Origin of the sequence: Actinomadura chibensis NBRC 106107 (assembly GCF_001552135.1) — a bacterium.
Lineage (GTDB): Bacteria > Actinomycetota > Actinomycetes > Streptosporangiales > Streptosporangiaceae > Spirillospora > Spirillospora chibensis.
Genome location: NZ_BCQP01000063.1, coordinates 66359 through 75745, shown reverse-complemented (window position 1 = coordinate 75745; position 9387 = coordinate 66359). Strand labels below are relative to the sequence as shown.

9 protein-coding genes are annotated in these 9387 nt (G+C 74.5%); 4 read left to right on the top strand and 5 right to left on the bottom strand.

Annotation, left to right across the window (positions count from 1 at the left end; all coding sequences use genetic code 11):
* Positions 1 to 72: 72 nt before the first annotated feature.
* The 3 genes from ACH01S_RS33515 to ACH01S_RS33505 form a co-directional block, all read right to left on the bottom strand.
* Positions 73 to 927: a hypothetical protein gene (locus ACH01S_RS33515; RefSeq protein WP_067901252.1), complete on the bottom strand. Its 855-nt coding sequence runs from the start codon at positions 925 to 927 to the stop codon at positions 73 to 75.
* 100 nt (positions 928 to 1027) lie between these two features.
* On the bottom strand, positions 1028 to 1837 hold the full coding sequence (locus ACH01S_RS33510) for a thioesterase family protein (protein ID WP_067901249.1): 810 nt from the start codon (positions 1835 to 1837) through the stop codon (positions 1028 to 1030).
* Positions 1838 to 1900: 63 nt separating this feature from the next.
* Entirely contained in the window at positions 1901 to 3583 is a 1683-nt protein-coding gene (locus ACH01S_RS33505) for an LCP family protein (protein WP_067901246.1), read from the bottom strand.
* 271 nt (positions 3584 to 3854) lie between these two features.
* Between ACH01S_RS33505 and ACH01S_RS33500 the strand changes: the two genes are divergently transcribed.
* Together ACH01S_RS33500 and ACH01S_RS33495 are read left to right on the top strand one after the other, a co-directional pair.
* Positions 3855 to 4931, top strand: coding sequence for a glycosyltransferase family 2 protein (locus ACH01S_RS33500; RefSeq protein WP_148344080.1), 1077 nt, complete (start codon positions 3855 to 3857; stop codon positions 4929 to 4931).
* 103 nt (positions 4932 to 5034) lie between these two features.
* The gene (locus ACH01S_RS33495; protein ID WP_067901243.1) at positions 5035 to 5823 is read left to right on the top strand and encodes a hypothetical protein; all 789 of its coding nucleotides are present in this window, start codon (positions 5035 to 5037) and stop codon (positions 5821 to 5823) included.
* Here the strand turns inward: ACH01S_RS33495 and ACH01S_RS33490 are convergent.
* Both ACH01S_RS33490 and ispD read right to left on the bottom strand, forming a co-directional pair.
* A complete protein-coding gene (locus ACH01S_RS33490) occupies positions 5820 to 6602 on the bottom strand; it encodes a glycerophosphodiester phosphodiesterase (protein ID WP_067901240.1) in 783 nt (260 codons plus the stop codon). The genes ACH01S_RS33495 and ACH01S_RS33490 overlap by 4 nt on opposite strands.
* Entirely contained in the window at positions 6599 to 7306 is a 708-nt protein-coding gene (gene ispD / locus ACH01S_RS33485) for a 2-C-methyl-D-erythritol 4-phosphate cytidylyltransferase (protein WP_067901236.1), read from the bottom strand. The genes ACH01S_RS33490 and ispD overlap by 4 nt, the downstream gene beginning before the upstream one ends.
* Before the next feature lie 86 nt (positions 7307 to 7392).
* Between ispD and ACH01S_RS46295 the strand changes: the two genes are divergently transcribed.
* Positions 7393 to 8628 (top strand): DUF5941 domain-containing protein, encoded by a 1236-nt coding sequence (locus tag ACH01S_RS46295; RefSeq protein ID WP_222869198.1) that lies wholly within the window; start codon positions 7393 to 7395, stop codon positions 8626 to 8628.
* On the top strand, positions 8625 to 9356 hold the full coding sequence (locus ACH01S_RS33475) for a phosphocholine cytidylyltransferase family protein (RefSeq protein ID WP_067901234.1): 732 nt from the start codon (positions 8625 to 8627) through the stop codon (positions 9354 to 9356). The genes ACH01S_RS46295 and ACH01S_RS33475 overlap by 4 nt, the downstream gene beginning before the upstream one ends.
* Positions 9357 to 9387: the final 31 nt, after the last annotated feature.

The following is a 9387-nucleotide window of genomic DNA, read 5'->3' as shown; positions in this document are numbered from 1 at the left end:
AAGTAGCCGACCGCATAGTCGAAGGCCCCCACCCGTCGCGCGAGCAGGGACCTTCGGCGTTCGGACGCCGCGCTAACCGCGCGAGACGTTGAGGATGACGCTGCCGTCCGGCGCCATGCGCGGGCGGAGCGTCACGCCGTTGTACGACGCGGCCGAGTTCGGCGACGACGCGTCGATCGACGCGGTGTTCTTCGAGTTCCCGTTCTGGGCGGTGAAGGTCACCTGGTGACCCTGCACGCCGACCCTGACCGGGGCCATCCCGTACTTCTTGTCGAAGGCGATGCTCTGGCCGTCGCGGACCTGCACCTCGCAGTTGGCGTCCAGACAGGCCGCCAGGTTGGTGCCGTCCTTGGCGAGCGGCCGGGCGGCGGGCCGTCCCGGCTGCTGGTCGGCGGCGGGCTGCGCGGCCTCCTGGCCGTTCGGCCGTCCGGGCTGCTGGTCGGCGGCGGGCTGGGCGGCCTGCTGGCCGTCCGGCTGGGCCGCCTGCTGCTGGTCCTGCGGGAGCGGCGAGCTCTGCTGAGCGGTCTCCTGGCCGGCCTCCGGGCTCGCCTGCTGCCCGTTCTGCTGCCCGCTCTGCTGGCCGTTCTGCTGCTGGTCCTGCGGGAGCTGCGCGCCCTGCTGCCCGGCCTCCTGGCCCGGCTGCTGGCTCTGCTGGCCCGCGTCCTGTCCGGTCTCCTGGCCCGGCTGCGCGGGCGGCTGCCCGGCGTCCTGGCCGTTCTGCTGGCTCTGCTGTCCCGCGTCCTGGCCGGGCTGCTGGCCCGCCTCCGGTGCCGCCGCCGCCGGGTCCGAGCCCGGCGCGGCGCCGGGCGCGGAGTCCGCGCCGGGCGGTGCGGGCGGCGGGTCCGCGAAGGCGGTGCCGCCCATGGAGGCGCTGATCGCCAGCGCCGCGGTGGTCGCGGTGAGCAGGCCGAGAATCCTTGTCGACATCCTATGGACTCCTGACGAGTGATCTCTCTCTGTCACGGTCTTGCTACCCAGAGTAATCGATCAAGAATCAAGAGTCATGGAGGGTGGGCGTGTCGGAGGGTCAGGCCGGCGGGCGGTCGTCCACGAGGAGCGTCTGCAGCGCCCGGCCGAACTCGCCGGAGGCGTCCGCGAGCGTGGCGTGGCACAGCGCGCTGCCGCCGGGGCTCGCGTCCAGCGCCGCGGCGAGGCACAGCCATTCGCCGACCGGGTCGCGGTGCAGCGCGACCGTCACGTCCGTGTTGATGATCAGCCATTTGGCCAGGTCGAGCTGGCTGCCGACGCCGGACGCGCTGTCGGCGAGGGTGAGCGCCCGCACCAGCGGCGTGTCGGCCTCGCCCGCGACCAGCGGCACCCGCGGCCGCGCCCAGACCGTCCCCGGCCCGGGCCGGGTGAAGTGCCCCTCGACCGGACGCCACTCCATCGCGGCGACGTAGCCGCCGACGTGCAGGTCCGCCCAGTCGCCGAACGGGGGAGTCGCGCCGGGCAGGGGCGGCGGGCCGGGCGCGTGGACGACGGGCTCCAGCCGCTCCGGCGCGGCGAGGATCCGCCAGGCGGTGGCGCGGACGACCGTCCGGCCCTCGTGCCGGATCTCCCCTTCGAGGTGGGCGACCCGCCGCCCCGGCCGGGCGACGCGGACGGCGACGTCCAGGACCGCCACCGGGACCGGGCTGAGGATCTCGACCGTCACCCGCGCGACCCGCGTCCCGGGGACGGGGTCGTGCCGCTCGAACGCCCGGCCGATCAGGCCGGACACCGGTCCGCCGTGCTGCAGGCCGGGCGACCACGGGCCCGCCGTCGCCGGGGTGCTCGCGAACCGGCCGTCGCCGAGCGGCTCGTAGAACGCCGGGGCGGGCGGCGCGTCCTCGCTCATGGGGCTCCTTCCCGTCTAGAACGCCACTCTAGATCAGGCGGGGGCCGGGCCGACCGCGCCGGGTCAGCCGCAGAGCTTCTGGGTGGCGGTGCCCGTCTCGATCCCCGGCTTCGGCGTCGGCGCGCCGGTCGGGGAGCCGCCCTTGACCTCGACGCGGCGGACGCCGTCCCAGTTCGCGCCGACCAGGACCTGGACGCGCGTCCCGAGCGAGGGGATCTCCTTCAGCCGGGCGCCCGGGATCGCGGCGGCCAGCGTCTTGGCGGAGTCGGCCTTGCCCGGCCCGTACTGGATCTGCGTCGTCTGGAGCCCGCGCCGCGCCACGCCCGGGACGACCGTCACGCCGAACCCGAGCTTGCGGAGCTGCCCGCCCGCCTTCGTCGCGAGCCCCGGCGTCCCGATCGCGTTCAGGACGCGGACGGAGATGTCCTCCGGCGCGACGGTGAGCTGGTCACCGGGCTTCTCCGCCGGGGTCGTCGGCTTCGCGGACGGCTTCTCGGGCTCCTCGGCGATCGGCTGGTCGCGCCGGATCCGGGTGAACAGGGCGCGCGCCCTGCCCTCGTCCCACTGGACGACCGACTGCGGGGTCGGGGTGTTCCACAGGACGACGTTGGCCCCCGGGTTCGACAGCGGGATCTTCGCGAACGTCAGGTTGTCGGTCGACAGGTTCTTCATCTGGTCGGCGAGCTTCGGCAGGTTGTCGGCGAGCTTCGGGTCGACGCGCAGCGACTTCAGCGCCGCGTTCAGGAACTTCGTCGACTTGACCGGGTCGCCGAGCGTCTTCGTCGACAGCGCCTGCTTCATCATCGACGCCATGAACTGCTGCTGCCGGTCGATGCGGCCGAGGTCGCTGCCGTCGGCGAGCGTGTAGCGGGCGCGGGAGTAGGCGAGCGCCTTCAGGCCGTCCACGTGCGACGTGCCGGGCGGGAGCCGCAGGCCGCTCTTCGGGTCGTTGACGGCCTGCTCGGTGCACACGTCCACGCCGCCGAGCGCGTCCACCATGTGGACGAAGCCGTAGAAGTTCACCTCGACGTAGTGGTCGATGGACACGCCCGTCGCCCGCTTGATCGTGTTGACCGTGAGGTCGGGCCCGCCGAACTGGTACGCCCACGTGAGCTTGCCCGGACGCGACGGGATCTGCGCGCCCTTCGCCCCCTCCGACCCGTTCGACTTGTGCGCCGGGATGGTGACGTAGGAGTCGCGCGGCAGGTTCACGATCGACACCTTGTCGTGGTCGCGCGACACGTGGACCAGCATCATCGTGTCGGACCGCTCGCCCGGCTGGTGCCCGAGCTTCGCCGCGCGCTGCTGCTCGCGCGTCAGCCCGTCGCGGCGGTCGACCCCGGCGACGAGGATCGTCATCGCGCCCTTCGGGGCGTCCTTGCCGCGGCCGAGGCCGTCCACCGAAACCTTGTCGAGCATGCCGGTGACGTAGTTCTGGAACGCCCACGCCCCGCCCGAGGTGAGCAGGACGAACACCGACGCCGCCCCGGTCAGGGTGAGGAACCGCTTCTGCCGCCGGGCGCTCATCGCCGCGCGCGGGCTGAGCCCGCGGCCGGGGCGGCGCGGCCCGCGCGGGCCCTCCACCGGCACCCGCGGCGCGGGCATGCCCTCGATGGTCACGCCCTCGATGTCGTCGCCGTCGCCCGCCGCCGCCCGGCCGCCGGGACGCGGCCGGAAGTAGCGCTCCAGCGGGTCGCCGTCCGGCGGGTCGGCCGCGCCGCGACCTGAGTCGTGCCCGTCTGCCATACCGGCCGCCCGCCTCCCGAAGACGTCGTTCTCCCGCGAGTCGACTCCACTCTAAAGTGGGCGACACCCGTCCGTTCGCTACCTGGACCTCGTGTCCTTGCAGTAACGTGGCGCCGTCTTGACCACACCCCGGCGGCCCGCACGCAAACTGGGTGGCGTGGGCTGCGTCAGACAAGCGAGCACAGAGAGAGGAAGGGGCGCTCCCCTCCGGTCTCCGGCCGGGGCGCGTCCGCGAGCCCACATGAATCCGTCTCCCCATGCCCAGCGCGCCATGAAACAGGAAACCCAGCAGACAGAGCGAGGCGAGCGGCCCGGCGCCGACTCCGCCGAGACCCGCGCCGCCGAACGCACCTGGCCCGCCGTGTCGGTGGTGATGCCGGTGCTGAACGAGCAGCGGCATCTGACCGAGGCCGTCCGCGGCATCCTCACGCAGGACTACCCCGGCGAGCTCGAACTCGTGCTCGCGATCGGGCCGTCCCGCGACCGGACCGAGGAGATCGCCCGCGGGCTCGCGGCCGAGGACCCGCGGATCCTCGTCGTCGCCAACCCGACCGGGCGCACCCCGCAGGGCCTGAACATCGCGATCAAGGCGTCGCAGTACTCGATCATCGTCCGGGTGGACGGGCACTCGCTGCTCCCGGCCGACTACGTCCGGGCCGCCGTCGAGACGATGGAGGAGACCGGCGCCGACAACGTCGGCGGGATCATGGCGGCCGAGGGCGTCACCCCGTTCGAGAAGGCCGTCGCGCGGGCGATGACGTCCAAGATCGGCGTCGGCAACGCGCGGTTCCACACCGGCGGCGAGGCGGGCGAGGTCGAGACCGTCTACCTCGGGACGTTCCGCCGCAGCGCCCTCGACCGGGTCGGCGGCTACGACGAGACGTTCACCCGCGCCCAGGACTGGGAGATGAACCACCGCATCCGGCAGACCGGCGGGCGGATCTTCTTCACGCCGCGGATGCGCGTCACCTACCGGCCGCGCCCGAACCTGCGGGCGCTCGCCAAGCAGTACTTCCACACCGGGCGCTGGCGCCGCGTCGTCGGACGCGAGCACCAGGGCACCCTGAACCTGCGCTATCTCGCGCCGCCGATCGCCGTCGTCGCGATGACCGCGGGCGCGGTCGCCGGGGTGTTCGGGTTCTGGCCCGGCTGGCTCGTCCCGGGCGGGTACGCGGCCGCGATGATCGTCGGCGCGGCGGTGGAGGGACGCGGGCTGCCGCCGTCCGCCTGGGCGCGGCTGCCGCTGGTGTACGCGACCATGCATGTGACCTGGGGAATCGGGTTCCTGACCAGTCCGCCGAGACTGGGCCAGCCGACCCCGATGAAACCGGGCGAGTCCGTCCACTAGCGGGCAAAAGACAAGTCCACCCTCGAACCCCAGTGCCCTGCCGGACGTCTCAGGGTTAGGTTTGGGCGGGATCCTGCCGCCGGACCCGGTTTGGAGGGTGTCCATGTCCAACGGAGCACGCCACGGGCTCGGCGTGGTGATCGGGCTGATCGTCACGCCGGTCATCGCCGCCTGCATGGCGTACGGCACGATGAAGCTCGGCCAGTTCGCGCGGATCCTCGCCTACCAGGGCTCGGACCGGTGGGTCGGCGGGGGCCTGGTGCTGGTCGCGGCCGTCCTGATCGGCCTCGTGGCGGGGTCGCGGGTGTCGCCGCTCGCCTCGCTGATCCCCGGCTTCGTCTTCACGGTCATCGGGCTCCTGTGGGTCTTCTCGCCGCGCTGGGCGTTCCAGCACGCGGGCCGCGACATCATCCCGGACCGGATCGGCGACGGGTACCTGACGCTCTCCGCCTTCGGGGTCTTCCTGCTGCTCGGCGTCGGGCTGCTGGTGGCGTCCGCCGCGCCGTCGCGGTGGCGGGCGCAGGCCGGGGTCGCGCACCGCGCCGGGCCGCGCTTCGGCGGTCCGCCGCCCGCGCCGATGGGCCCGCCGCCGATGCACCCGCAGCCCATGCACCAGCCGATGCACTCGCCCATGCAGGCGCCGATGCAGGGGGCGCCTCAGCCGCCGTCCGCGCCGCCCGCGCCGGGGTCGCCGGGGGCGAGCACGCCGCCCTGGCAGGGCGTGCCGCAGTACGGTCAGCCGCCCGCCCAGCCGTCCGCGCCGAACCCGCCGCCGCTGTCGGCCGCGTCGCCGCCGCCTCCGGCCGAGGACAAGCCCGCCTCCGGCGGCCCGTCGGCGTCTGACGACGACGAGCCCGGCGAGTGGACGCGCATGTACGGCGGCAACCGCTAGGAGCCGAGCGACCCGGACGACCCGGACGGCCCGAGCGCCGCGAGGACGCCGGGGACGTCGTTGACCACCATCGCGTCGAACCCGGCGGCCGCGTAGCGCGGCGCCGCCTCGGCGGTCGGGCACCACACGACCGTTTCGAGGCCCGCCTTGTGCGCGACCTCCACGCAGTGCTCCAGCGGGCGCAGCCGCGTGTCGGGATGGTCGGTGCCGCACGAGCCGGTGTGCACGGCGACGGCGTCCAGCCCGAGCCCGGCGGCGGCCGGGACGGCGTGCCACAGCGGGAACCGCAGCCACGTCAGCAGGCCCAGCGGGACGCCGGGCAGCTCGTCCCGCAGGAACACGAGCAGGGACGGGTCGAACGACGTCACGAGCAGCCTGCGCCGCCGCGCCTCCCGCCGCAGCACCGGGAGCAGGAGCGCGCCGGTGCGGCGGGACGGGGCGTCCACGGCGTCGTCCAGGACGGTCTTGACGTCCACGTCCACCGCGACGTCCGCGGGCAGCGTGTCGAAGACGTCGGCGAGGCGCGGCAGCCCGCTGGCCGCCGCCGGGAGGTCGACCAGGTGGGCGCCGTCCGCGGTGGTCGGGTCGTGCCGCAGGACGAGGTCGTCGTCGGCGGTGCGCGTCACGTCGATCTCGACCCAGGACAGGCCGCCCGCGACGGCGGCGAGCAGCGACGGCGGCGTGTTCTCCGCGACCGGCGCCGCCGCCCCCGGCGGGACGACGTCGCCCGAGCCGTGGCCGCGGTGCCCGATCAGCGTGGGCGTCCGATCGAAGATCACGTGCGGTCCTCGGCGGCGAGAGTGGCGAGGTGCTCGGCGACGATCGCGTCGAGCGGCTGGGTGACCTTGAGGTTGCGCTCGCTGCCCGCGACGACGCGGATCGGGACGTCCGGCAGGTAGCGGTGCACGATCCCGCAGTCGTCGGTGGCGCGCAGCGCCGGGTCGGCGAGGGCCAGCTCGTACGCCTTGCGGACGGTGCCGAGCCGGAAGCCCTGCGGGGTCTGGAACCGGCTCATCGTCTCGCGCGGCGGCATGGACGCGACGAGGCCGTCCTCGACCACCACGATCGTGTCGGGCGACGGCACGCCCACGGCGACGGCGTCGTGGCCGTCCAGCGCGGCGAGGACGCGGTCGATGACGGGCGCGTCCACGAACGGGCGGGCCGCGTCGTGGAACAGGACGCGGACGTCGTCCGGGCGGCCGTCGAGCCGCCGCAGCGCGGCGACCGTGGACGCGGTCCGGGTGTCGCCGCCCTCGACCACCCCGGACGTCTTGCGGAACGGCGCGGCGATCGCCGCCGCCTCCCGCAGGTGCCCGGCCGCCATCACGACCAGCACCTCGTCGATCCCCGGGTGCGCGTCGAACGCGGCGATCGCGTGCGCGAGGATCGGGCGGCCGCCCACCTCGATGAGCTGCTTGGGGCGTCCGGCGCCCATCCGCGCGCCGACCCCGCCGGCGAGCACCACCGCAACCGTCGTCGCCATCTCTCCTCGGTTTCCCCACGACTCCCGGTCACCGGGTCGTTACGCTGTGCACCTGCAGATACGTCCCGACCGGCCGGAGGCATCCGATGGACCAGGCGCCGCTGCGCGCTCGGCCGGTGACCCTCAACGTACCGGACCACCAGGCCGGAGACCCGGCGGACGGCCTTCTCGGCGGCTACGCGGCGCGCCCGTGCGCGCGGGTCGCGGCGGAGCGGGCCGCGCGGCGCGGGCTCGGCCCGGACGCCCTCGCCGCCGCCTCGCTCGCCGCCGCCGGGCTGGCGGCGGTGTGGTTCTCCGCCGGGACGCGCGGCGGCCTGGTCGCGGGCGGGCTGCTGCTGTGCGCGTCCGTCGTGCTCGGCGCCGTCCCGGGTGCGGCCCACGAGGTCCTGGACGCGGGCAAGGAGCTCGCCGTCTACGCGGGGCTCGCGGCGGGCGGCGCCGCGTCCGGGGAGCGCGTGTGGTGGGCGGCGGCGGGCGCGGCGGCGCTGCTGTCGGTCCGGACGACGCTGGACGCGACGTGCCCGCCGCGCCCGTCCCGGCCGGGCGTCGTCGTGCGGCGGGTCGCGGCCACCGTGCGGCTGCCGGTCGCCGAGCGGTCCGCGCTGCTCGCGGTGACCGCCGGGGTCGCGGGCGCGCGGACGGCGTTCGTCCTGCTCATCGCGTGGGAGACGGCCGTCGTGCTCGGCACCGTCGCGGTGCGGGCGCTGACCGGCCCGGCGCGCGCGGTCCCCGTGCGCGTGCACCGCGACGACGGGCCCGCGTCCCTGCTGCTCGGCCTCGCGGCGCGCGGGCGGCTCGCGCCGCTGCCCGGCACCGTCCTCGCCGCGGCGGCGACGGGCGTCCTGCTCGCCGCGCGCCCGGACGGCGGGCCCGACCCCGCGCTCCTCGCCCCGGTCGTCGCGCTCATGCTGACCGGACCCGCCGCCACGCACCCGCACGGCGGACGTCTGGACCGGCTCGTACCGCCCATAACGCGCGGGATCGAGTATGGTTACCTCGCCGTACTGGGGTTCGCGCAGGCCGTCCCGGCACCGCTCGTGTACGTGCTGATCACGGTTCTCGCGCTGCACCACCACGACACCGCGCATCGCGTCCGCCGAGGGCGTCCGCCGCAGGAGTGGGTCCTGCGCGCCGGGCTCGGCTGGGAGGGCCGGCTGCTGTTCGCGGCCGTCGCGGGCCTCGCCGGTCCGCTCACGTTCGCGTACGCCGCGCTGGCCGCCTACCTTGGCGTCCTGTTCGGCGGCGAGGGCGTGGTCGCGCTGACGCGGGGCAGGCGGCACGACGACGGCGTGACGGTCGACCGAGAGGAAGAGAGAGCATGATCGGCATGGTGCTGGCGGCGGGCGCGGGCCGGAGGCTGCGGCCCTACACCGACACGCTGCCCAAGGCCCTTGTCCCGGTGGACGGGGAGACCACCATCCTGGACATCGCGCTCGGCAACCTCGCGGAGGTCGGCCTTACCGACGTCGTCATCGTCGTCGGTTACCGCGCGAACGCGGTGGAGGAACGCAAGGCCGCCCTCGAAGGGCGGTACGGCGTGTCCATCACGCTCGTGCACAATGACAAAGCCGAGGAGTGGAACAACGCCTACTCCATGTGGCTGGCTCGGGAGTATTTCTCCAAGGGCGTCCTCATGGTCAACGGTGACACGGTTCATCCCGTGAGCGTCGAGAAGACGCTACTTGCGAGCCGCGGACCTGACATCCTCCTCGCCGTGGACGATGTGAAAACTCTCGCCGACGAGGAGATGAAGATCACCCTCGACGAGGCGGGCCACCTGCGGACCATCACGAAGCTCATGGACCCCTCCACCGCCAACGGCGAGTACATCGGCGCCACCCTGATCGAGCCCGCCGCCGCCGGGCCGCTGGCCGACGCGCTCAAGGCCACCTGGGAGCGCGACCCCGACCTCTACTACGAGGACGGCTACCAGGAGCACGTGAACCGGGGCGGCCGCATCGGCGTCGCGCCGATCGGCGACGTCGAGTGGGTCGAGGTCGACAACCACGACGACCTGGAGAAGGCCCGCCGGATCGCCAAGGGCTACTGACCGACCGGAAGCGCGCGACCCCGAGCGAGGA

Coding starts and splice junctions, on each gene's coding strand:
- ACH01S_RS33515 (WP_067901252.1), bottom strand. CDS start 927: ATGTCGACAAGGATTCTCGGCCTGCTCACCGCGACCACCGCGGCGCTG.
- ACH01S_RS33510 (WP_067901249.1), bottom strand. CDS start 1,837: ATGAGCGAGGACGCGCCGCCCGCCCCGGCGTTCTACGAGCCGCTCGGC.
- ACH01S_RS33505 (WP_067901246.1), bottom strand. CDS start 3,583: ATGGCAGACGGGCACGACTCAGGTCGCGGCGCGGCCGACCCGCCGGAC.
- ACH01S_RS33500 (WP_148344080.1), top strand. CDS start 3,855: ATGAAACAGGAAACCCAGCAGACAGAGCGAGGCGAGCGGCCCGGCGCC.
- ACH01S_RS33495 (WP_067901243.1), top strand. CDS start 5,035: ATGTCCAACGGAGCACGCCACGGGCTCGGCGTGGTGATCGGGCTGATC.
- ispD (WP_067901236.1), bottom strand. CDS start 7,306: ATGGCGACGACGGTTGCGGTGGTGCTCGCCGGCGGGGTCGGCGCGCGG.
- ACH01S_RS46295 (WP_222869198.1), top strand. CDS start 7,393: ATGGACCAGGCGCCGCTGCGCGCTCGGCCGGTGACCCTCAACGTACCG.
- ACH01S_RS33475 (WP_067901234.1), top strand. CDS start 8,625: ATGATCGGCATGGTGCTGGCGGCGGGCGCGGGCCGGAGGCTGCGGCCC.